The organism is Streptomyces sp. NPDC044984 (assembly GCF_040646935.1).
GTDB lineage: Bacteria > Actinomycetota > Actinomycetes > Streptomycetales > Streptomycetaceae > Streptomyces.
Window position 1 is genome coordinate 14513 of sequence record NZ_JBEZBE010000038.1, and the last position, 22542, is coordinate 37054.

A 22542-nucleotide genomic window follows, 5' to 3' on the forward strand; every position below is an offset into this window, starting at 1 on the left:
GAGAGGCACATGTCGTTGCCGGTCCTGCGAACCTAGAAGTGCCGCGTACGGGGCGCGTCGGCCGCGGAACCGACATCAGGTCCTTCCTGCGGAGGATTCGGCCGCGGAGTCATCCCTGAGAAGTAGGCCTCCAGGGCAGTGCCCTGGCCGGACAGGTGGACGCGGGCCGGGCGGACAGCACAGCACAATGCACGGATGGAGACGAAAGACCGGCGTAGCCGGCATCAGCACCTCATCGATGTGCTGCGCCCGGAGGCGAAGGCTGCTCCGCTGTCCCGGCGAGCGGTGCGCGCCGATGTGGTGCTGGCGTTCGTACTGACCGTCCTTGCCCTGTTCGTGGCGGTGCGCTGTCCCGGCGACGGGCCGGTGAACATCAACCCCCCTGCGGTGGACGTCGGGACTGGGGTCCCGGCCCCACCCCCGCCGCCCGACCCTGATCAGGTGCCCGTGGAGGAAGAACCCTCCTCCGTGCCCTGGGCCCTGGTCGTCCTGTCGACGCTGCCGCTGGCAGCCCGGCGCCGGTATCCACTGACCTTGTTCGTGGTGGTGCTGGGCGCAGCACTGGCCATCGGCAGCTCCGCCTCCTGGATCACCGTCCTGGCATGTGTCATAGGCGCCTACAGTGCCGTCGTGTACAGCCGTTACCGGATAACGGCGATCACCGTCCTGGTGATCGCCGCCGCGCTGTCCGGTTTCGCTTTCCGCAACGCGGAACCCCTGCTCCCGGGATGGTCCAGCCCGGGATTCGTGCTCCTGGTGGCAGGGATGCTGGCCAGCCTCGTCCGCTTTCTGCAACTGCGGCTGGCGTCCAGCCGGGACCGGGTGACAGAGCTGCAGACCGCTCAGGAGGAGGCCACGCGCCGCGCCGTCGAGGAGGAGCGTGCCCGTATCGCCGCCGAACTGCACGACGTCGTGACCCACAATGTGAGCGTGATGGTGATCCAGGCCGGCGCGGCCCGCAAAGTGATGGACATGGCGCCCGAGCAGTCAAAGGAGGCACTGCTGGCCGTCGAGGCGGGCGGTCGGGCCGCCATGACCGAACTCCGCCACGTGATGGGCCTGCTGGCCGCCCCGGACCACGAGAAGCCCGACGGCCTGGAGCCCCAGCCAGGGCTCGCACAGCTCGACGCGCTCGTCGCACGAGTACGCGCCGCCGGTACGCCCGTGAGCGTCGGGGTGTCGTTGCCGCCGGATCCGCTGCCACCGGGGGTGGACCTCGCGGCGTATCGCGTCGTACAGGAGGCACTGACCAACACGATCAAACATGCGCGCGGCGCGCAGGCGTCCGTCGCCATCGGCTACACCGACGCCTGCCTGGAGATCGAGATCACGGACACCGGCGGCACCGAGGATTCCCCGCCGGTGCAGAGCAATGGCCGTGGCCACATGGGGCTGCGCGAGCGGTTGGCCGTCTACAAGGGCGAGCTGACGGCCGAGCCGACGCCGACCGGCGGCTACCGGGTGACGGCCCGCATCCCACGGAGCACCGAATGAATACGGACCAGCCGCCGCTGCGCGCCGTCATCGCCGACGACCAAGCTCTCGTACGCACCGGTTTCAAGATGATCCTGGCGGCGGACGGCATCGAAGTGACGGCCGAGGCCGCCGACGGGGCCGAGGCCGTCGCAGCGGTTCGCCGTACGCGGCCCGACGTCGTCCTCATGGACATCCGGATGCCGGAGATGGACGGCATCAAAGCCACCAGGCGCATCGTCGGCGATGCCGACTCGGCCGGAACACGGGTCATCATCCTCACCACATACGACCTCGACCACTACGTCTACGCCGCGCTCACGGCCGGCGCCAGCGGCTTCCTGCTCAAGGACGTCAGCCCGGAACACCTGGTCTCCGCCTTGCACCTGGTGCAGACCGGCGACGCTCTTCTCGCGCCCACGATCACTCGTCGGTTGATCGAGCACTTCGCCCCTCACGACAAACCGCAGACCATCGCCCCGCACCGCGATCTGTCCGGCCTGACCCCGCGCGAACTCGAGGTGCTCCGCCTACTCGCGACAGGCCTCAGTAACGCCGAACTCGCCTCCCGGCTGTTCCTCAGCCCGACCACGGTCAAGAGCCATGTCGGCCGCATCCTGTCGAAGCTGGATCTGCGCGACCGCGTCCAGGCCGTCGTCTTCGCCTACGAGACGGGACTGATCGCCCCAGGCGGGCATCCAGAGGGACTGTAAACCGTTCGGCTCTTCCAAGATTTCCGTAGGCGTTGATCGTTCCAGTGATCTGCCACGAGGAGGAGGCTGCTGCTGCCAGGCTGCTGACGTGTGATGTCGCTGTTGAGGAACTGCTGCCCCAGCTCGTGGGGTTACCGATCGAGCGTATGGATGCCAGTCCGGTGATGTCGAGAACCACCGCGCTCACCAGGAATGACGTGTCCCAGCCCTGCCCGGGGTGCGGGCAGGTGTCGGGCTGGACGCACCCGCGGTACGTGCGGCATGTCGCGGACGAGGCGGTCGGCGGACGGCCGGTGGTGATCGATCCGTCGGTACAGCGACTGTACTGCGAGAACCCCGCCTGCCCAAGGGCGACGTTCGTCGAGCAGGTCGACGGACTGACGGAGCGCCATCAGCGCCGGACCCCGGCTCCGCGGCGGCTCGTCGAGGCGGTCGCGGGGGCGCTGGCGGGTTCGGCCGGGGCCCGGCTGCCGGCGGTGCTGCACCAGACGCTGTCCTGGGCGACGGTGCTGAACTGTCCGATGCGTATCGCGCTGCCGGACCGGCCGCCGCCCGTGGTGGCCGGGATCGACGAATTCGCCCTGCTCAAGCGGCACCGCTACGCAACGATCATCATCGACGCCGACAGCGGGCAGCGCGTCGACGTGCTGCCCGACCGGAGGGCGGCCACCGTGACCGCCTGGCTGCGCGAGCATCCCGGCGTCCGCGTGGTGTGCCGCGACGGCTCGGGGGCCTTCGCGTAAGGCCACCACCGACGCCGACCCGACGATCGTGCAGGTCGGCGACCACCGGCACCTCTGGCACGGCCTGGCCGAGACAGCCCTGACAGAGACCGGCGCGCACGCCTCGTGCTGGAGCACGTTCGGCCCGCCGCTGCGCGAGGGCAAACGCGCCGCCACCACCCGGGAACGCTGGCAGCAGGTCCATGACCTCCTCGATCAGGGCGTCAGCCTGCTCGCACGCGCCCGGCGTCTGGGCGTCTCCCTCACCACGCTCAAGCGCTACGCCCGCCACAGCGAGCCGGACCGTACGGTCCGCGCCCCCGTCTACCGGGCCTGCCTCGTCGATCCCTACCGCGACCACCTGCGCGAACGACGAGACGAAGCCCCGACTGTCCCCGTCACCCACCTGCCGGCGGAGATCCGCGAGCAGGGTTATACCGGCAGCGCCGACCTCCTGGTCCGCTACATCGACCAGGGCCGCGTCGAGGCCGACCACGCTGCCCTTTCACCCCCGCAAGGTCACCGGCCTGCTCACCCGCCACCCCGACCGCCTCGACGAGGACCAGCGCACTCCGCGCGACCAGCTCGCCCACGCCTGCCCCGAGATGGCCGTACTGGTCGGCCAGATCCATCGTTTGACGACAGGCAGCCGATACGAGTCAGGTTGCGGGCTGGGCGGACTTCCAGGCCCGGTAGTGCAGTTCGGGGTTGTCGGTGAAGGCGATGCGGCGCGGGCGCCAGCCGAGCAGGCGGTGGGCCTTGGCGCTGGTGACGAGTTCGTCCTGGTCGGTTGCCATCTGCATCATGCCGCCCGCCTCCGCGGTCTCCAGCGCGATGTCGCCGGTGTATCCGGCGGCCCGTACGGCCGCGTGTTGCATGTCGAGGGCGGTGATGCGCTGGTCGTCGGCGATGACGAACGTCTCTCCGTCGACGGCCCGGGGGTTGTCGAGGATGCGCACGTAGGCGTCGGCCAGATCGTCGACATGGACCCAGCTCCACCGCTTGGCGGTGTCGCCGAAGAACACGGGGTTCTTCGCTTCGGCGGCGGCGAACCACTGTCCGGTCATGGACGTGGTGGCCGGTCCCCCGTACATGAAGCCGGGCCGCACGATGGTGTGGGCGAGACCGGAGGCGGCCAGTTCCCGTTCCAGCGCGAAGCGGAAGCCGATGGGGCTGTCGGGGTTGCCGGGCGTGTTCTCGTCCATCAGCGCAAGGCCGGTGCGGCCGTAGGAGGAGATGCCGGTGGTGAACACCAGGTGGCGGCGGCGTCCGTCGCGTTCCTGGGCGGCGAGGAGTTCGGCGAACAGGCGCTGGTCGCCACCGATGGGGTCGCTCATGTCCATCAGGAGATGGACGACGGCATCGGTTCCCTCCAGGTGGCCGCGCCAGGTCTCGGCCTTGGAGAAGTCGCCCATGACGGGGGTGACTTCGTCGGTGACGAGTGCGCGGGCGGCGGGGGCGTCGGTGTCGCGGGTGAGGCCGAGGACGGTGTGTCCGGCGCGGGCCAGGGCGGTGGAGACGCGGCGACCGGCGTAACCGGTGGCACCGATGACGAGGATCTGCACGGTGGTGCTCCGTTTCGGGGCGGTACTCGGGGGTCTTCGCGTGTCAGGCGGCGGGTGTGAGGGAGAAGAACCGGGTGAGCCGGTCGGCCGTCCAGGCGGGGTTGTCGGCAGCGAATGTGTGGGCCGCGTCCGGGACGATGTCGGCGCGCACGTCGTCAGCGATGTCGCGGGCGCCGTCCAGCAGGATGCTCTGAGGCAGTCCATGCTCGCCGTTCAGGACGAGAACGGGCATGGCCAGGCGGTCCCCGGCGCGGGCCCGCTGCCCGTCTTCGACGAGGGTGGCGTAGTGCTCGAACCCTCCGCGCATCGCGTCGGGCCGCGTGTAGACGCGCAGCAGGTCCGCGCGGTCGGCGTCAGTGATGCCGCCGCAGGTCATCACCGACCAGAACCCGGCCAGGTACTGCTCCTCCTTGCCGGCGGTGAGCATGGCTGCCAGCTCGCTCTGCGCGTGGAACCCGAAGTGCCATGAACCGCCGGTTGCGGGGTTCATGTGCTCCTCCAGACCGAAGCCGGGCAGGAACGCCTCGCTGAGCACGAGCCGCTCCACGTCCGCGGGGTGGTGCTGGGCCCAGGCGTGTGCGGTCATGGTGCTCCGGCTGGCACAGCAGCATCGGCCTGCCGTGGCGCGCCCGCTCCGCCAGCCGCACGGAGCCGCCGTCGGCGTTCACCCGGAGGTCGGCAATCCACCTGCCCGTCGACGGGTGCCCGCCTGGTGCGGCGGACGGGTAGACGACGTCGGAGCCCGACATCATCGCGGCGATCCGGCGGGTCGCCGCGGGGTCCGCCAGCAGGTCGCCGAGCACTTCGCGCAGTGCGGTGACGTCGGCCCCAGGGGCCAGCAGTGCCGACTGCGCCCTGCTGGAGCTCATCACCCTGCGTCCGGCCAGGTGGCGTTCGGCGTGGTAGGTGTCCAGCAGGCCGGGCGGCGCCCAGCCGCCCAGCTCGGCGGCCAGCTTCCAGCCGAGGTTGGCCGCGTCCTGCAGGCCGAGGTTGAGACCCGGTGCGCCGACCGATGAATGCGCGTGTGCCGCGTCGCCCGCCAGGAAGACCCGGCCCCGCCGGTAGTGCTCCGCCAGACGCGAACTGGTGCCCGTCCGGCGGCGCAGCAGGTGCGTGCCGCCATCGGTCGGCCGGCGCATCGACACCTCTCGGCCGGTCACGCGGGTCACCGCCGAGCGGACCTGGTCGAAGGTGACGGGCTCGTCTTCCTCCGGCCTGCCCCACTCCATCGTCACGACCCGGTGCGTGCCGGGACCGGCCGGGACGCAGGCGAACACGCCGTGCTCGGTCCGCCGGTAGGTGAGGCCGATGGGGGTGGAGTGGTCGCCGGTCAGCTCCGCCAGGTGCTCGTCGGAGAGCACGGCGTCCGCGGCGTAGGTGAGCGGATACGGACTGCTCGTTCCCGTGAAGACGATGCCCGCCTGCCTGCGGACCCTGCTGTGCGCGCCGTCGCACCCGATCAGGTACCGGGTGCGCACTGTGCCAGTGGTCAGCCGCACCGTCACCCCGTCCGTGTCCTGCTCGAAACCGACCAGCTCGCTGCCGCGGCGGATCTCGGCGCCCAGCTCCAGCGCCCGTTCCTCCAGCCGTGTCTCCAGGTCCCACTGGTGGACGGTGAAGCCGTACAACTGGTTCTCCGGCCAGTCGTGCAGGCGCAGTGTCATCCCGCCGTAGAGGTACGCCTCCAGCGGCCGGGGAGGCTCGGTGTCCCCGGTGATGCGCTGGTACAGGCCGCGGTGGTCGAGCAGTCTCACGACCTGTCCCACGATGCCGCCCGCCTTGGGCTCCCGGGCGCGCTCGTGCGCGCTGTCGACCACCAGGGGCCGCACGCCGGACAGGTGCAGTTCGGCGGCCAGCATCAGACCGACCGGGCCTGCTCCCACGATCACCACGTCGGAATGTTCGGTGACGAACTCATTCACCAGTGCTGCTCCATGTCTGTTGGCGCATGCGCCGGTTCCGGCCGTGCGCGTGAAAACGAAAGCGGTGCCATCGGCGGCGGTCAGCGGAAGTAGTGGCCGGCCTCCAGGTCGGCCAGGAGTCCGGGCTCGCGGGGGAACCAGCCCAGCAGGTCCTGCGTGAAGGCGCTCGAGGCCGGCTGGTCGACGGCGAGGAGGCCGCCGAGGAAGCCGAGGCTCTCGGCAGGCAGCGACGCGCTGGGCAGACCGAGGTGCCTGCCGATGGCCTGGGCGACGGCCAGGATGGGTACGCCTTCGTCGCCGACCGCGTGCAGGACCGATCCGGCGGGGGCGTCCTCCAGTCCGGCGCGGAACAGTCGGGCCGCGTCGAGCACGTGCACGGCAGGCCAGCGCTGCGATCCGTCGCCGACGTAACCGGAAACGCCGTCCCTGCGCGCGATGGCGACGAGCTGGGCGATGAAACCGGCGTCGCCCTCGCCGTGCACGGACCGGGGCAGCCGCACCACGCAGGACCGGACGCCGTGCCGGGCGAGGTCCAGCACGGCGCGGGCGTTCGCCACGCGCACCGCGGCGGGACCGTCCCCGGCGGAGTCACTGCGCTCGGTGGCGAGAACGCCGGGTTCCGCCGGGGTTCCCGACGCCACCACCAGGGGCTTTCCCGAACCGGCCAGCGCCGCCCCCAGTGCCCCGAGTACTTCCCCCTCCTCCTTCACCGACTGTTCGAACCGGGAGAAGTCGTGGTCGAAGGCCAGGTGGATGACGCCGTCGACGCCGCGGGCCAGTGCGGCCACGGCGTCGAGGTCCGCCACGTCGCCGAGGACCGGCTCGCCCCCGGCCGCCGCCACGGCACGCGCTGAGGAGTCCGACCGGACGAGGCCGACGACCTGGTGTCCGGCGGCGAGGAGTTCGCGCAGGACAGGGGAACCGATCCAGCCGGAGGCGCCGGTGACGAAAACGCGCATGAGTCGCTCTCTTCCACAGTGATGGGACTTGGTCCCGTCAACGTAGCACGGTGACGGGACCAAGTCCCATCGCTTATCCTGGGCGCATGAGCCGCTGGGAGCCGCAAGCGCGGGAACGACTTGTACGCGCCGCCGTGGAACTGTTCGACGAGCACGGTTACGACAACACCACCGTCGTGCAGATCGCCCAGCGGGCCGGCCTGACCAAGAGCACCTTCTTCAGGCACTTCCCGGACAAGAGGGAAGTGCTCTTCGCCGGCCAGGACGTGCTGTGCGAGCTGCTGGCCGGCGGGATCGACGCCGCGCCCGACGAGGCGACGCCGCTGAGCGCCGTCGCGGCCGGCCTGGAGGCGGCGGCGGGCAACTTCACCCCCGAGCTGCGCGCGATCGGCCCCGCCCTGCGCGCCGTCGTCGAGAGCAACAGCGACCTGCGGGAGCGGGAGGCACTCAAGCACCACTCCTTCGCCGACGCCATGACGCTGGCGCTGCGCCGGCGCGGCATCGCCGACCCGGCGGCCGGGCTCGCCGCCTGGCTGGGCGTCCTCGCCTTCACCGACGCCTACGCGCGCTGGGTCGATCCCGCGTGCGATCAGGAACTGGCCGCACTGCTCCACCTGAAACTCCGCGAATTGCACGCGGCCATTTCCTCCCTGGACTGAACCCGCCCCGGTATCCGGTATCCGCATCGGGCCGGGTTGCGTGGGGTTTTCCGGAGCCCCGGGGCCGTGCAGGGTAGAGCCACAAGCAGTTCTGAGCCTGGTTGCGCGATCAAATAGGTACTCGGCAGACCGTGATGGTCAAAAGATGGTGCGCCGCTCGGACAATCGTCACTGCTGGTGAAGCGACATGTCTGCACTTGTTGACGAGTCCGCCGAGGATGGGGGTGGCGAGGTCGTGTACTGCGGCAGGGCCCTGCTGGATCTCAGGTGATACCTGGTCGTCGGCTCGGTGTGATCGATGTCCAGCGCCCGAAGTTCCGCCGAACTGCTCACCTACGCGCGGCCGGACGGCACCCTGCACATCTCCGAGATGTTCGCCCGTACGGACAGGACCAGATCGAGACGACTGTTCATGTCCAGCTCGAACCGGCCGTACGGCGCTGGTGGGGGCACGGCACGTGATCCCTGTCGTGCCCCCACCAGCCGCAGGAAGTCGGCGCTCACTCCTCCCCTCGTCGAGGAGGAAGGCGACCCGGGACGGCCCGACCTCAGCTGCTCGTGCAGCTCGTCGACGGTGTCGACGTGACCGAACACCTCCGGGCCGCGGCTCTCATGGAGGCGGGTGAGCGATTGCGCGGCCTCGAGCGTGGGCGCGGGCGATGGAGTGCAGCATCCGCAGCCCTCCGGCGGTCTTGGACAGCACGTCCAGCAGGTTCACCGGCTCGTCCGGAAAGACGCACTGCCACTGCCGAGGTCGGTGCCCTCCTTCGATCCGCGGTCCCGGGTGATGTAGCCGTCGAGGATCGCGGTGGTCCCGCCGAGCACGGTCAGCTCCACCACCGCGCCCGCGCTCACCGCGCGGGCGCCACCCGAGCCGTTGTCCCACGACGTTCGCGAAGCCCGTGACCGCGGCGTTCAGGGTCGGGAAGACGGTGACGCGTGCGCCTCGCATCGTGTGAGTGAAGGGGTGCGGGACGGCCGGGACAGGAGCACTCGTGTTCGATGGGTCCCCTACCATGGCGCGGGGCAGCGGACGTGCAAGGAGGTGTCGATCCCGACCGGCTGCCTGCCCGGTCGACGGGACCGTCTGTGCATGCGGCATGCCCGGCCGAACTCTTCTCAAGGACGAATCAGAACCATGCGCGTGCTCCTGGTCGAGGACGAAGAAGATCTGCGGTATGTGATCGCGGCGGGGCTGAGGGACGCCGGGTACGCCGTCGACGCCGTACCCGACTGGCCCGACGCGGACGTCATGCTCGACCTCGTGCCCTACAGCTGCGTGGTGCTCGACCGCATGGTTCCGTCCGGAGACACGCTGTACCCGCTCCAGGAGCGCCGCCGCCGCGGGTGGAGCACGCCGGTGCTGTGCCTCACGGCCCTGAACGAGGTCCCGGACCGTGTAGACGGCTTCCGTTCCGGAGCCGACGATTATCTGGCGAAACCGTTCGCAATGGTGGAACTGGTACTGCGCGTCGGCAGTCTTGTCCGCCGCGCCCCGCAGCGGCTGCCCGTTCACCTGAGTCACGCCGACGTCGAGCTGGACGAGGCCCGACGCGAGGTGCGCCGCGCCGGAGTCCTGCTGTATCTGACTCCCAAGGAATACGCGGTCCTGCGCCAGTTCCTGCTGCACCGTGATGAGGTTCTCACCCGCACCACGCTGATCGAACGCTGCTGGGACGAGATGGCCGACCCGGTCTCGAACGTCGTCGACGCGGTCGTGGCGGGTCTGCGGCGCAAGCTCGGCCCTCCTCCCCTGATCCGTACCGTGCGCGGTCACGGGTTCCGGCTCGCGGACGGCGCGGAGCGGTCATGACGGGCGGCGCCGAGGACGGCGGCCGGCGCCCGCGGCCCGCAACGGCCCGCAGGCGTCTGGTCCGTCTGCAACGGCGGCTGACCCTGGCCTACACGCTGATCACGCTGGCCGGGGTGGGAGCGCTGTGCTGGCTGGTGATCCGCACCGACGGACGGTCCTGGCAGGCCGCCGAGTACGAGGAGATGCGCCGCCGGGCGGCGGTGACGGCATCGCTGCTCTACTACACCGACGCCGGGCTCCAGCTCGACGGCCTGTACGACGACGAGGCGACCAGCGGCCGTCCCCAGGTGCTCGTACTCCAGGCGCGGGGCGACGAGATGCGGCGTGTGTTCGTCTCACGCGGTGCCGCAGCGGACGCCCGGCCCGACACGGTCACCCGGGTGGCGCGTACGGCGATGGCACGCGACGACACCGTACGCGCGAAGGGCCGTACGCGTGCGGGACATCCGGTGTACCTGCTGGCGCTGCCCTTCTACCACGACGTCACGCAGAAGACGTCGGGTGCCGTGGTCGTGGTCGGCGATCCCGCGAAGGGGCAGGCTGAACACCGCCGACTGGTGGTCGCGGTGCTGTCCGGCTCCGGTCTCCTGGTGCTGTTGGCGGCCGTGACCGGCCACCTGCTGTCCGGGCGGAGTCTGCGCCCCGCGGCGGAGGCACTCGACGCGCAGGAGCGGCTGCTCGCCGACGCGGCACACGAACTACGCACTCCGGTGGCCGTGATGCGCGCCTCGGTGGACCTGGCGGACGCCGACCCGGACGGGCTGCGCCTGCACCTGCCGCGCCTGCGACGGGCCACGGACCGCATGACGGGCGTCGTCGACAACATCCTCACCCGCGGCCGAGTCCAGGCGGGGAACGCCTTCCACCCCGTCCCGCTGCGTCTGGATCAGCTCGTGGAGCAGGTCTGCGAGGAATTGCCGCCCTCCCGGCACACGGTGACACCGCACCTCGAGCCGTCGGTGGTGACGGCCGATCCGGAACTGGTGCGGACCGCGGTGCACAACCTGCTCGTGAACGCGCTGCGGCACGGGCGCACCCCCGGCGACCCGCAGGCCAGGGCCGAGGTGGACGTCACGGTCGGTGGCGCAGTCGTGACGGTGGCCGACCGGGGCGTCGGGGTCGACCCGGACGCCCTGTCCGGCCTGCTCGTCCGCTTCCGCTCCCCCGGCGGCGGCACCGGCATCGGCCTGTCGCTGGTGCAGGAGGTCGCGGCTGCGCACGGCGGGAACATCACCGTACGGCGGCGACCCGGCGGCGGAGCTGCTTTCGTCCTCACGCTGGAGCCGGCGCAGCGATCGGCAAGACGCCGCTGGGCACCGCGACGGTCCCCGGACCGGAATCCCGCCTCATGAAATCCTCACGGTTCGCGGCTCAGAATGTGCACACCATTACGTACCTTGCACAGGAGACCGTGTGTCGAACCATGCCGCTGTACCTTTCTTCCGCCGCAGGAGTACCGCTGTCGCCGGGGCGGTCGGTGCCGCGGCCGCCCTGGGGATCGGTCTGACACTGTCCAACGTCTTCGCGGCGCCTTCCGCCGAGACGGCGGCGCCGAAGGTGGTGCTGCCCACGGCCAACGCGACGTTCGACTATCAGATCGGCGGCGCGTACACCCCTGCCAAGGGGGTGACCGCCCTGTCGCGTGACCGGTCGGCCAAGCCCGTAGAGGGCCTTTACAACGTCTGTTACATCAACGCGTTCCAGGCGCAGCCCGACGCCCTGGGCTGGTGGCAGAAGAACCATCCCGACCTCATCCTGCAGGATGAGGACAAGCGTCCGGTGATCGACGAGGACTGGGACGAAGCGCTCCTGGACACGTCGACCGCGGACAAGCGCGTCCGGCTCGCCGACGTGGTCGGTCAGTGGGTGGACGGCTGCGCCAAGAGCGGGTTCCAGGCCGTGGAGCCGGACAACCTCGACTCCTACGAGCGTTCGAACGGTCTTCTGACCAAGGCCCACAACGAGGCGTTCGCCGAGCTGCTGGCCAAGCGGGCACACGCCGCGGGGCTGGCCATCGGCCAGAAGAACACCGTCGACATGCTGGCGGACCGCGCGAAGATCGGCTTCGACTTCGCCGTCGCCGAGGAGTGCGGTGAGTACAACGAGTGCGGCGACTACGCCAAGGCGTACGCCGATCGTGTCTTCGTCATCGAGTACAAGAACGGCGGCTACAGCCGAGCCTGCGCGGAATTCGGCGCGAAGCTGAGCATTGTCCAGCGCGACCTGGACGTCTCCTCGCGCGGCTCCGCCGGTTACACCTTCCGCACCTGCTGACGTGAGGTGACGGCCCACGGCTCCCTCCGGGTGACAAGGCGGAGGGAGCCTCGTCACCCGCCGTCCCATCGTCTCCGGACGATGGGAACAACACAGCTCGCAGCGGCAGAGTGATGCCGAGTTCCCGCATGGCGGTCGACGGGGGGCCGCCTTCCGAGGTCACGTCCGCTTGCTCCTATGTCAAGCAGCTGCTGCGAGGTGGGTCTGTGGCTCCTCGGCAGGGCGAGCGTCGCGGCGCAAGGCCTGGTAGACGACGTCGGAAAGCCTGCGTTTGAGGGCGCGGATTGATTCGGTGCCGGTGTCGCCGGCCTGGCGGCGGCGAAGCTGGAGTCACCGCAGCCGGAGAGTCCGTGGACGAAGCCGACCAAGGTCGAGGCCCCGGCCACGCCGGCCGGGGTGACCAAGCCTGCGGAGTCGAGGGCGGAGGCCGAGCCGTCCGCCGAGATCGCCGCGTGGCGGGCGGCGCAGAAGGCCCGTACCACCGGCACGAGCGAAGCCGCGCGCAGGGTTGCCGGCGCCGAGGCCGCCGAGATGACGTAGGTGCCCGAGGGGCAGGGCGAGGTGCCCTGGCGCCGCATCCTGGACACCCGCCTGAGCGACGCCCTGGTGGCGCGGGTGAACCTCTTCAACGGCGACCTGATGCCCGCGGCCACCGACTTCGACATCGCCGGCGTGGGTCAGAAACTGCGGCTCACCCGCACGTACAACTCCCTCGAGGCGCCGTGGGGGAAGGTGTCGCAGCGCTGGTGGCAGGCTTATGAGCGCTACCTGCAGACCGGCGACGGTGAGGTGGTCGTCCTCGACGCCGCCGGCGACGCCGTGCGCTTCGAGCAGACCAGTACCGGCGGCTGCACCGCCCCGGCCGGCTACCCCAAGGATCTGAAGAAGAGCGTACCGAGGCCACCGGGTGATCTCTTCCTCATCCGGCCGGCGTTGGTGTCGGGCCTGCCGTTTCTGGCTCAGAAAAGCGCCAGGCCCTCGCCGCTGGTGTCCGCGATGACGGGCCGGAACTGGGTGGGGAGGTCGTCCAGGCGGTCGGGGCCGGCCTCGGCCGCCACGGCAGGGACGGTCTCGGCCAGCCAGGTGCGAAACCGCTCGACGGCTTCGCGGTAGGGGACGTGCGCCAGGACCCGGTGCTCGCCGGAGGGGCACAGGTCGACGGCGACGGTGAACTGGCAGGAGGTGGGCGCGTGGTGGCTGCCGGCCCAGGACACGCGCAGCGCGCCGCAGGGGTTACGCCCCCGGGAGCTGCCGGGGTCGCGGTGGGTCGGGCGCAGGGAGCGGCAGGCTATGTGGGCGGTCCATGCGGCGAGGTGGGGCAGGGGAAGGGTGGTGCGTGCGCGGCAGCCGGGACAACGGTGCCAGTGGCGGAGCCATTCGGCGGCGTCGGTGTGGAAAAGACGTGTGTAGCGGTTCGCCACGCGGATGCGGTTGCTGTAGAGGTGGTCGGGTCGTTCTTGGGTGTTGCAGGACTGGCAGACGGGGGCGCGGACGTAGCCGTGTTCGTGGCAGTGGTCGAGTACGGCGGCGGGTGCGGTGCGGCAGACGGCGCACGCCCACTGGGCCACCTTGCGGGAGATGCCGGGTTTCCTGCTGAGTACCGAGTACAGGTGGCCTTTCAGTTCCTCGTTGTACGGGCGCAGCGGGGCGGTCAGGCAGTCGGGACTCGGCGTCCGCGGGGCGTCGACGGTTCGGGGCGGCCGGTGGGAGGACGACTCCTCAGTGACGGTTGTGTCTGCCTGCCGGGTCCGCGCGGCTCGCAGCCACCGCGTCTCGGTGTGCTCGGCCACATCCAGCAGCCTGACCACAGCACGCGGCAGCCACCACGTACGCTGCACTCCGTCCCGGGTCTGCTCCACGAGCATCCGACGCCAGTCGATCCCCGCCAGATGGCACAGACGGCCATCAGCCCGCTCGGGTTCGTCCCGCTCCCGCAGCTCCCGGGCGACGCGCCGACGCCATCGCAGCAGTGTTCCCTCATGGTGCTCCTGCTTCGCCCCGTCACGGAACGGACCGATGCGGACCAGGTCCCGGCCGTCCATCTCCACCACGTTCAGTTCCGCCGCCGCCCGGCGCACCTCAGTCTCCACGACGCTCCACTGGCCGCCGCCGGCCTTCACCGTCGCCACCACACAGCCGCCGAGCAGGACGTAGCCCGCCTGGGCATGGGCAGGAGAGCGGGTGAACGCCGCAGGAGCCGTCGGCACGACGCTTCCTGCCGTCAAGTCGGCCCACAGAGCGTCCGCGGCGCTCAGAGTGATCAGACCGCCCATACGGCCCGCAGTGACACGCTCCGACATACCCACAGGCTAGCGGCCGACCTCCGCAGCACCACCACATCTACGGCCCCGACGACCACGCCCCCACAGAACCGCTCCGGCATGGGCAGCCGGGACCAGATCCGAAGGCCGCCTTCAGGCCGCAACCAGTACTCTCAGCCGGCCCGCTGCCTGGCACCCGTCGTGCACCTCAGAACAACCCGCCCACCCACCACACCACCCAGGCAGACAGGACCACCCCCATGGAGGCGGGGAGCAGGAAGACTCTCGGACAGGGGCTTCCCCATGATGTTGCCGAACGGCGCTGTTTCAGTGCTGGATGGTGACGACCATCTGCGGCAGCACTCTGCCGGCAATGGATTCCGAGGGCACGCTTCCTATGCGGACTGCCCCCATGGCGCGGTAGAAAGGCTCGGCATTCGGGTCCGCATCGATCGTGAGCCGGGTGAACCCCAGGTCTCGTCCAGCAGCGAGAGTACGTTCGAACAGCAAGCGGCCGATCCCTTGGCCAATGGCCTGCGGCTCGACGAACATCATGCCCAGAACCCCCGTGGGCGGCTCTCCTTCAAGAGTCGTGAAGCCCAGGACACGGCCGTCTCTGTCAGCCACCGTGACCCGTCGGCGCGCGACCTCGTGTGCGGCGACGGCGAGTTCGTCTCGACACGCCTCCAGAAAGTCGGCGTCATAGCCCCAATGCGCTTTGGACCGCAGCGCCAAGTCGGTAAGCACATCGGCTTCCGTCGCCCGTGCAGGCCTGATCAGCACGTCCATCCACATCCCCCGCTCAGGTACAGGTCTTTCGATCTTCGCACCCTGCAGCCGCGCAGGAACAGTACGCGATAGCCTCCGGCCAGTACTCCAGTGCCACCTCCTCATCGAGTTGCGGGCCCTGCATCCCCAATTGCGGTGGCCGAGACTGCTCAAAACAGCGCGATCTTCTCCATCTGCGGGCCGGGCTCCGGCTCGACGGCGTCGGACTCCAACGAGCTCGTGCACGGTAGGCGGTGAGGCGTCGAAGGCTTCGACATGGCTCCGTGTGACGTTGTCCCGTTGTCAGGTCCGAGGGTGTCTGAGGGTGTGCCGGAGCGTGGTGGAGTCGGGTTCCGGCTGTGGGCTCAGAGGTCCCAACAGAAGTTGTTGATCAAGTAACCATCCGCTTTTCTGCTCGCTGGTCGGGTCGTGGGAAAGCGTCAGTCGCGGCCGTGAATCGTGTCGGACGAACTGTGGTCGCTCATCGAGCCGTTGCTGCCCGAGCCGGGGCCGAAGCTGGTAACGGGCCGGCCACGGGTGCCGGACCGGCAGGCGTTGCGCGGGATCCTGTTCGTGCTCCATACGGGCATCCAGGGGGAGTACCTGCCGCAGGAGCTGGGCTTCGGCTCGGGCATGACCTGCTGGCGGCGCCTGGCCGCCTGGAACGAGGCCGACGTGCGGGAGAAGCTGCACCTGGTGCTGCTGAAGAAGCTGCGGTCGGCGAAGCAGCTGGACCGGTCGCGGGCGGTGATCGACTCTCCCCCTGGCTCCGCCGGGGGCACCCCCACCCACATCCGGGCGGCCCGCAGAGGCCCAAAAGCGGTCCCAGCCCGGTCGACCGCGCACGGCCGGGCAGCAAGCGCCACGTCCTCACCGACGGCCGGGGCATCCCCCTCGCGGTGTCGCTGACCGGCGGAAACCGCGGGCGACGTCACCCAGCTCCTGCCCCTGCTCGACAAGGTTCCCGCGGTGTCCGGCCGTCGTCGGCAGACCACGGCGACGGCCGGACATGCTCTTCGCGGACCACGGCTACGACCACGACAAGTACCGGCGGCTGCTGTGGCAGCGAGGTATCCGTCCGGTGATCGCAGAACGCGGCCAGCCGCACGGCTCCGGCCTGGGCATCTTCCGCTGGGTCGTCGAACGCACCATCTCCTGGCTGCACGGCTTCCGCCGACTGCGCATCCGCTGGGAGAGACGAGACGACATCCATGAAGCCTTCCTCGGCCTCGCCACCTGCCTCATCACCCACCGCCACGTCCAACGCCCTTGTCAGGACCTCTTGCTGACAAGGTGCTGCCGTTGCAGCGCCGGCGGCCACAGGGCCGGTGCTCGGACGCCGGTCACGGTGCCGAACGCCTCCGCTGCAGCAGCCAGGTACCCCCTGTCACTGTCCCCGTCACCAATAAGCCCACTATCAGCGACTTGCTGAACTCCTCCACCTTGCTGCCGTCGTCCGCGATAACCACCGACAGCGCCGTGATGACGACCGTGATCACTAGCCCAATGGCCAGGTTTTTCCTCACTCGCGATTTCAGCAACTGCTCCTCCTTCTCGATGGGTGCGGCGCCGCATCGTCCTCGATGCGGCGCCGCACCGGGTTGTCATCTGTTCGGGTCGATCAACGGCCGGTCGGTACGGTCCTGCGCCGTGGCCGTTACGGACGTTGCCATCCGACCCCCTCGGGCGGGGCGTCATGCTTCTCTGCTTCTCATGGCCAGCCCGCGAGCTGCGCATTCAGGGTCTGGACGACGCACGGTTACTTTCGGATGTGAGCCAGAGCCGTTCTCTGCACAGTCCCGCTCCACTCATCAATCGCACACGGCACCACCGAACGGGCGTGAACATCCAGCCCGACACTCGTACGCTCAATGCGCACCGGCGCCTCCCTGTGAATGAGGTCCTACCGACACCCGTCGTCGGCAACCCGCGTCCACCTTCACGAGCGAGGCGTCGGGCCTGCAGACCGCCTAGCGCGTGGCGGACCGTGATCCGCCTACGGCGGACAGGGAAGGCGGCTCATAGTCGTACAGGTATCCCTGCGCCCGTTCGAAGAACGGGAGGAGTACGCGCATCTTCGCCGCGTTGACCTGTCGCTTCACGGCACCGGGCCGCTTGCTCTCACGGGCGTTGTGCCCGTGCTTGAGCAGCTTGTCGATGCGCGGGCGACGTGTCGCGTCATAGGCCTTGAGCGCCGCCGGGACGGTCGGGGCGCTGCTCAGCGCCGCCGCGAGCTCCAGTGCGTCCTCGATGCACATCGAGGCGCCGTGTCCGACGCCGACGGGGTGGGCGGCGTCGCCAACCAGGACCATGCGCCCACTGTGCCACGTCCGGACCGGATCGCAGACGTTCAGGTAGCCGGACGCGACTATCGATGTCGCGGCTCCGACGATGGCCCTCGGCATTGCCTCCGGAAACAGCTCGGTGACGCGCCGCAGCCATTGCGCGTCGTCGATGCCCCGCAGGTCGGGCTTGACCGGATCCCCGATCTGAGCCGTCCACCACTGGGTCTTTTCGTCGATGCTGGTGTATACGAAGGCACCGTTGCGCGCGTAGGCGAGGTTCCAGACGCCGGGCTCGAGACCCGTCATGGTGGCGATTCCGGCGACCCCGTAGAGCCCGGCGTACTCCGCGCGCGGCGCGGACGAGTCGATCAGCCCGCGCACGGTTGACCAGACGCCGTCGGCGCCCACGAGCAGCTCCGCGGTGTCGCGCCGGCCGGAGGCGAATTCGGCCACCACGCTGTCCGCCGACTCCGTCGCGCCCACCAGGCGTTCGCCGGTGACGATCTGCGCGCCCGCGTCGAGCGCCGCGCGCCGCAGGATCGCCACGAGCCGTCCGCGCTGGAGCGAGATGCTGCGCATCGAGTCGGCTTCGCGCCGAAGGCGTGGCACGTCGCCCAAGAGGTGGCCGCCCGCCGTGTAGAACCGCATCCGTTCGACGGGGTATCCGGCCGCCTGCACATCGCGCAGGCAGCCCAGCTTCTCCAGTGCGCGCAGGCCGTTGACCGCCAGGCTGAAGTGGGCGCCGACCTCCTCGGGCGGAACCTCGTACGCCTCGTAGACCGTCACGTCGTGACCGATCTGCTGCAGTGCAAGGGCGATGGCGGGTCCGGCTATCCCGCCACCGATCACGATCGTCCGCACGGTGCCTCCCTGAATTCGGTTTCACTGAATGTTGATTCAGCGAAAGTCTGTTCCGATACGCTGGCATCTGTCAACAGTCGATGGAGGACGACATGCCGCAGGCGAGTACCGCCAGTCGAAAAGTGCGGGCGGCCCAGACCCGTGCCGCGCTGCTGGACGCGGCGCGGGGGCTGTTCAACGATCGCGGCTACCTCAATACGAAGATCACCGACATCACCGCCGCGGCCGGCCGCTCGACCGGCTCGTTCTACGAACACTTCGCCGGCAAGGACGAGCTGCTCCAGGCGCTCCTCGCCGAGATGGAGGATGCGATCGACGAGCGCATGATCGGCCTGGAGCACCCCCGCGACCACGACCTGACCGACCGCGACCAGCTGCGCGACCACGTCGGTGTCGCGTGGACGGTGATGAGGCAGAACCGCCCGGTCACGCTCGCACTGTTCCAGGCGATGGTGGCCGACGACCCCGGCACGGGCCGGGCCTGGCGCGACCTGCGCGAGCAGACAGGAACCATTCGCGAGCATCTGGAGTACCTGGTCGAGCGCGGACACCGGCTGCCCGGTGACCCCGAGTTCATCGCGGCGGCGATAGGCGCGATGCTCGTCACCCTCAACTACGCTGTGCTCACGCCCGCCGGCGGCGAAGACGACCAGCACGTCATCGACACCCTCACGGATCTGCTGTTGCACGGGCTGGCCGGACCGGCGTCACATTCGGCGGATGAAGCTTAAGGACCGCGTGCGCGTCGATCCCGCACCGGCCGAGGACGAGGCTTCGCTGACGCGGTCAGGCTCAACACTGCAGCCTCGTGCGTTCCGCGTCACATGATCGCGCTTCGCCGGTGCGTGAGCGAAGTGGCTCTCACCATGCGTTCCGTCGATCTCCCGCGCCCGCACGCGTTCCGCCATCCGGGCTCCCGTGTCCGTCAGCTGTGACTGGTGTCGATGACGCAGAAGCGGTTGCCCCCGGGATCGGCGAGCACGACGAAGTCGGCGTCGTCCGGACAAGAGTCCCAGTCGACGCGTTCGGCGCCCAGGGAGATCAGTCGCGCCACTTCGGCCTCCTGATCGGCGGCGTCGTCGGCATAGAGGTCGAGGTGGATTCTCGGGTGTTCCTGCACGGGCGCCGTACTGAGGTCGAGGGCCAGTGCGGCACCGGAGCCGTCGGCCGGCACCAGTACCGCCCAGCCGTCCTTGACCTCACCATCGCGAAGGACGTAACCCAGTGCCCGACTCCAGAACTCCGCCGCCCGCCGCACATCAGCGGCCCCCATCACGATCGTTCCAATGCTCAGCACCATGCGCCAGGCGGCCCAGCACCCGGTCATCAGGACGACGGCCGCCGCGCTGCTTCAGGCCCTGGTCCCCCACCTCACGGGCCGGCTCCCTGAGTGCCCGCCGGTCGTCCGCCAGAGCCCGCCTCCCGGCCTCGGTCGCTCTGTAGACGCGCCGGGTGCGAAGGCGGGAAGCAACGCTGCCAGCCGGGGTCCCACCCGTACGCGTTCAGCCTCCGGTGCCGACTGCGCGGCGTTCATCACGGCGGTGAAGGCATGCCCGGTGCGGTCGCCATCGCGAGCGGCGACTGCCTCTTCCAGCTCGGACACGGTGGTGGCGAGGCCCGTGGCCTCCCGCTTCCTCATCGATGAACATTCGCTGTCGGTGCTCGCTCGTGAACAGAGCCGGGGGCCGGACCCGGATGCCCGGCAGCAAGATTTTTCTCAACTGCCGCTCCACGCAGACCTTTTACGCTGTTTCCGCAGGTCACATGAGACAACGGCAGGAGACCGAGCGAGATGATGCGCATGCCGTCCCTGTAGGCCCGCCGGCGCCCAGGGGTGGCATGCGCATCTTCGGGAGTCGGCGTACGAACCGGGGACCCGCGGCGCGGGGCGAGGGCGGACTCGGCCGGTGACGCGTGGCGCCGGTTCGCACGACGTTCAGGATTCTGGTTCGGACCGCCGTTGCGAGAGCCGGGCCAGACCGGGAACCCCTCCCCGCAGGGGGCCGGGAGGGTTTCCCTTCGGGTCGGCCAGGCACTTGTCCAGCGCCTCCACCCAGAGGTGGTGGCGCTCCTCAGGGGCTTCGCATGCGAGGAGGAAGCCGAGGGGCGCCGTCACGTTGCTGGATGTGCGTGGGCCTGATGGCGTGCCGGGGTGTGGTCGGCTCGAGTGTCGGTCTGAGTCGGGCCGTTGCGGCCGTGCCGACGGCTCCGGTGACGTGGTCCCAGACGGCGAAGCGGACGGTCATTTCGGTTCGGTAGTCGGGGGCGGTGAGCACGTGGCGGTGGGTCGGTAGTGGGGTGAGATGCCGCTGAACGCGGACAGGAACCGCTGGGCTCCGCCCACGCTGCGGAAGCCCTTCATAGCCCGTTCGCGTTGCCTGGTGGGCTGGTGGCTGTCCTCCGCCCGGTTGTCGAGGTACTCCGACTGACGGTGCTCGACGCAGGGCATGACCTCGCGGTGGGCCGCGCCGAAGGAGCGGAGCTTGTCCGTGCTGACCACCCGCGGCACCGCGCGCGTCTTCTTCAACAGGCGGCGGCCTTGTCCCGTCGGCTCTGCACGAGGATTACGACGGCGGCGTGCCCTCCACGGACGACCCCTCTCAGCATGATCAACCCGAAGAGCACCCCACCCGGTCGACCAACGTGACAGTGCCGTCAGGACGGTACGGCGGGGCAGATGGTGCCCCGTGGTGGGACTGCCAGGTCGGTGAGGTAACTGTCCACGGCGTCCTGCATGCACGGGCCGCTGGTGACGCTGCCGTGACCGTGGCCTCCATAGGTGAGGAGCACGCCGCTACGGCCCAGCTGCCGGGCCACCGAGACCGCCCACGGATAGCCGGTGGCGGGGTCGTGCAGCGCGTTGGACACCAGGATCGGCGGGGCGCCGTGTGCGTCCAGGCGGTGCTGCGGGTTGGCGGTCGGTGCGCCCAGGCACGCCGCTGTTATGTGGAGCGGCAGCAGGTAGGGCAGGTCAGGAGCGGTTCGGTTCATCATGGCGACGAGTGAGGCGTACTCCCGGTAGTCGCGCACGGGCAGGTGCCAGTCCGAGCAGAAAACCGGAACGGCCGGAGGCAGCGGTGAGGTCGAGGTGGGCGACGCGGGCAGTGGCTCGCCGGCTTCCATCTCCACGATCGCCGTGGCCAGTCCGGCGTAGTCGGCCTTGTAGAACTTCCGGAATGCGACTGTGTTGACCAAGTCCGAGGACGACAGCGGCGTGCCCGGCTCCGCCGGGTCCTCCAGTTCGCCGCGCCCGGCCCGGGCCAGCAGGTCCTGCCAGACGGCGCGGACGTCGCGGCCGTGCAGCGCGCAGTCCGCGGCACCGTCGCACCACTTCACGAACTCCCGGAAGGAATCCTGTGCCGTGGCCGCCTCGGAGCGCAGGAAGTCGCGAGTGGTCAGGACGCTGTGGTCCATGACGCTCTCCAGCACGATCGCCCGCACACGGCGGGGGTAGGTCTCGGCGTACTGCGCGCCGAGCAGCGTGCCGTACGAGCTGCCGTGGAAGGTCAGCTTCCGCTCGCCGAGGGCGGCCCGGAGGGCATCCACGTCCCGCACCGTCTGGGCGGTGTCGAGGTGGTCGAACACGGGGCCGGTTCCGGCCCGGCAATCGGCACGGAGTCGCCTGTTGTACGCCATGGTGGCGTCGAAGTCCGCCTGGCTCTTCAGCTCCGGTGACGGCCGCTCGGCAAGGAGGTCGCCGGAGCAGGTCACCGGGTTGCTGTCGCCGACGCCGCGCGGGTCGAAGCTGACGATGTCGAACCTCCGGCGGACCTCGGGACTGAACCGGCCGATACCGCTCACCACCCTCTCCACCCCCGAGTCGCCCGGCCCGCCGGGACCGAACACCATGGAGCCGACGCGCGCGCCGGGATCGGTGGCCTTGCGGCGGGCCACCGCCAGGTCGAGTCTCGGCCCGTCCGGGTGGGCCCAGTCGACCGGCACCGAAAGAGCGGCGCACTCGGCTCCCGGATCGGCAGTGTCGTCACACGGTGCCCAGTTCAGGGTCCGGGTGGCAGACGGAGACGCGTGGACCGCGGGAGCGACGGTGAGACCGGTGGTGACGGCCATGACGGCTCCCACAGCCATGGCCGTGCCCCGCGCGGCGATGCACCGTGGTGTGAATCTGCCCCTTAACGGCATGAGCCCTCCTTGTGACGAGAGTGGTTGTGTCAGGCATGCGGACCCGGCCGGGGCACCGTCGTCACGTTAGGCGCGCTGTCGACCGTTCGGTGTCCCTGTCAGGGACACTTCCGGGTCGCATCGGGGA

General features: G+C 69.9%; 21 protein-coding genes and 3 pseudogenes. 12 read left to right on the plus strand and 12 right to left on the minus strand.

What is annotated here, in order from left to right; all coding sequences use genetic code 11:
- The first annotated feature begins 195 nt into the window (after positions 1-195).
- The 3 genes from AB0A94_RS31715 to AB0A94_RS31725 are packed head-to-tail and all read left to right on the plus strand — an operon-like array spanning position 196 to position 2929.
- Complete coding sequence (locus AB0A94_RS31715; RefSeq protein ID WP_361749449.1) at positions 196-1494, plus strand: histidine kinase; 1299 nt, start codon at positions 196-198, stop codon at positions 1492-1494.
- Positions 1491-2186 (plus strand): response regulator transcription factor, encoded by a 696-nt coding sequence (locus AB0A94_RS31720; RefSeq protein WP_361749451.1) that lies wholly within the window; start codon positions 1491-1493, stop codon positions 2184-2186. Before AB0A94_RS31715 ends, AB0A94_RS31720 begins: the two co-directional genes overlap by 4 nt.
- Before the next feature lie 44 nt (positions 2187-2230).
- The gene (locus tag AB0A94_RS31725; RefSeq protein WP_361749453.1) at positions 2231-2929 is read left to right on the plus strand and encodes a transposase; all 699 of its coding nucleotides are present in this window, start codon (positions 2231-2233) and stop codon (positions 2927-2929) included.
- Positions 2930-3567: 638 nt separating this feature from the next.
- On the opposite strand, the gene AB0A94_RS31730 is transcribed toward AB0A94_RS31725, so the two are convergent.
- From AB0A94_RS31730 to AB0A94_RS31745, 4 genes are all read right to left on the minus strand, one after another.
- Positions 3568-4473, minus strand: a complete 906-nt coding sequence (locus tag AB0A94_RS31730) for an NAD-dependent epimerase/dehydratase family protein (protein WP_361749455.1) — start codon at positions 4471-4473, stop codon at positions 3568-3570.
- Between the two features lie 43 nt (positions 4474-4516).
- A complete protein-coding gene (locus AB0A94_RS31735) occupies positions 4517-4900 on the minus strand; it encodes a hypothetical protein (RefSeq protein WP_361749457.1) in 384 nt (127 codons plus the stop codon).
- Entirely contained in the window at positions 4827-6395 is a 1569-nt protein-coding gene (locus tag AB0A94_RS31740) for an FAD-dependent monooxygenase (RefSeq protein ID WP_361749459.1), read from the minus strand. The genes AB0A94_RS31735 and AB0A94_RS31740 overlap by 74 nt, the downstream gene beginning before the upstream one ends.
- An 80-nt stretch (positions 6396-6475) precedes the next feature.
- Positions 6476-7354, minus strand: coding sequence for an SDR family oxidoreductase (locus AB0A94_RS31745; RefSeq protein WP_361749461.1), 879 nt, complete (start codon positions 7352-7354; stop codon positions 6476-6478).
- 86 nt (positions 7355-7440) lie between these two features.
- Between AB0A94_RS31745 and AB0A94_RS31750 the strand changes: the two genes are divergently transcribed.
- Together AB0A94_RS31750 and AB0A94_RS31755 are read left to right on the plus strand one after the other, a co-directional pair.
- Entirely contained in the window at positions 7441-8013 is a 573-nt protein-coding gene (locus AB0A94_RS31750) for a helix-turn-helix domain-containing protein (protein WP_361749463.1), read from the plus strand.
- A gap of 298 nt (positions 8014-8311) precedes the next feature.
- Positions 8312-8599, plus strand: coding sequence for a hypothetical protein (locus tag AB0A94_RS31755; protein WP_361749465.1), 288 nt, complete (start codon positions 8312-8314; stop codon positions 8597-8599).
- Positions 8600-8727: 128 nt separating this feature from the next.
- Here AB0A94_RS31755 and AB0A94_RS31760 read toward each other — a convergent pair whose 3' ends face one another.
- Entirely contained in the window at positions 8728-8868 is a 141-nt protein-coding gene (locus AB0A94_RS31760; RefSeq protein WP_361749467.1) for a hypothetical protein, read from the minus strand.
- Positions 8869-9151: 283 nt separating this feature from the next.
- Between AB0A94_RS31760 and AB0A94_RS31765 the strand changes: the two genes are divergently transcribed.
- From AB0A94_RS31765 to AB0A94_RS31785, 5 genes and pseudogenes are all read left to right on the plus strand, one after another.
- Positions 9152-9826: a response regulator transcription factor gene (locus tag AB0A94_RS31765; RefSeq protein ID WP_361749469.1), complete on the plus strand. Its 675-nt coding sequence runs from the start codon at positions 9152-9154 to the stop codon at positions 9824-9826.
- Positions 9823-11178 carry a HAMP domain-containing sensor histidine kinase gene (locus AB0A94_RS31770; protein WP_361749471.1) on the plus strand — a complete coding sequence of 452 codons (1356 nt, stop codon included), beginning with the start codon at positions 9823-9825 and terminating at the stop codon, positions 11176-11178. The genes AB0A94_RS31765 and AB0A94_RS31770 overlap by 4 nt, the downstream gene beginning before the upstream one ends.
- 61 nt (positions 11179-11239) lie before the next feature.
- The gene (locus tag AB0A94_RS31775) at positions 11240-12100 is read left to right on the plus strand and encodes an endo alpha-1,4 polygalactosaminidase (RefSeq protein ID WP_361749472.1); all 861 of its coding nucleotides are present in this window, start codon (positions 11240-11242) and stop codon (positions 12098-12100) included.
- 396 nt (positions 12101-12496) lie between these two features.
- Positions 12497-12640, plus strand: a complete 144-nt coding sequence (locus AB0A94_RS31780; protein ID WP_361749473.1) for a hypothetical protein — start codon at positions 12497-12499, stop codon at positions 12638-12640.
- A 75-nt stretch (positions 12641-12715) separates the two neighbouring features.
- Positions 12716-12916, plus strand: a pseudogene (locus AB0A94_RS31785) (DUF6531 domain-containing protein); the annotation flags it as partial.
- Between the two features lie 143 nt (positions 12917-13059).
- On the opposite strand, the gene AB0A94_RS31790 reads toward AB0A94_RS31785, so the two are convergent.
- Both AB0A94_RS31790 and AB0A94_RS31795 read right to left on the minus strand, forming a co-directional pair.
- Positions 13060-14400 (minus strand): endonuclease domain-containing protein, encoded by a 1341-nt coding sequence (locus AB0A94_RS31790; RefSeq protein WP_361749474.1) that lies wholly within the window; start codon positions 14398-14400, stop codon positions 13060-13062.
- A 288-nt stretch (positions 14401-14688) separates the two neighbouring features.
- Entirely contained in the window at positions 14689-15150 is a 462-nt protein-coding gene (locus tag AB0A94_RS31795) for a GNAT family N-acetyltransferase (RefSeq protein ID WP_361749475.1), read from the minus strand.
- A 435-nt stretch (positions 15151-15585) separates the two neighbouring features.
- On the opposite strand from AB0A94_RS31795, the pseudogene AB0A94_RS31800 reads away from it, so the two are divergent.
- Positions 15586-16363 (plus strand): annotated as a pseudogene (locus AB0A94_RS31800) (IS5 family transposase); the annotation flags it as partial.
- A gap of 109 nt (positions 16364-16472) precedes the next feature.
- Here AB0A94_RS31800 and AB0A94_RS31805 read toward each other — a convergent pair.
- Positions 16473-16670: a hypothetical protein gene (locus AB0A94_RS31805; protein WP_361749476.1), complete on the minus strand. Its 198-nt coding sequence runs from the start codon at positions 16668-16670 to the stop codon at positions 16473-16475.
- Between the two features lie 429 nt (positions 16671-17099).
- Positions 17100-18275 (minus strand): NAD(P)/FAD-dependent oxidoreductase, encoded by a 1176-nt coding sequence (locus AB0A94_RS31810; protein ID WP_361749477.1) that lies wholly within the window; start codon positions 18273-18275, stop codon positions 17100-17102.
- Between the two features lie 80 nt (positions 18276-18355).
- On the opposite strand from AB0A94_RS31810, the gene AB0A94_RS31815 reads away from it, so the two are divergent.
- The gene (locus AB0A94_RS31815; protein ID WP_361749478.1) at positions 18356-19006 is read left to right on the plus strand and encodes a TetR/AcrR family transcriptional regulator; all 651 of its coding nucleotides are present in this window, start codon (positions 18356-18358) and stop codon (positions 19004-19006) included.
- Between the two features lie 194 nt (positions 19007-19200).
- Here AB0A94_RS31815 and AB0A94_RS31820 read toward each other — a convergent pair whose 3' ends face one another.
- The 3 genes and pseudogenes from AB0A94_RS31820 to AB0A94_RS31830 all read right to left on the minus strand — a co-directional run bounded on the left by AB0A94_RS31820 (position 19201) and on the right by AB0A94_RS31830 (position 22415).
- Entirely contained in the window at positions 19201-19572 is a 372-nt protein-coding gene (locus AB0A94_RS31820) for a VOC family protein (protein WP_361749530.1), read from the minus strand.
- Positions 19573-20583: 1011 nt separating this feature from the next.
- Positions 20584-20808: pseudogene (locus AB0A94_RS31825) on the minus strand (DDE-type integrase/transposase/recombinase); the annotation flags it as partial.
- A 122-nt stretch (positions 20809-20930) separates the two neighbouring features.
- Entirely contained in the window at positions 20931-22415 is a 1485-nt protein-coding gene (locus AB0A94_RS31830) for an alpha/beta hydrolase (protein WP_361749479.1), read from the minus strand.
- Between the last annotated feature and the right edge of the window lie 127 nt (positions 22416-22542).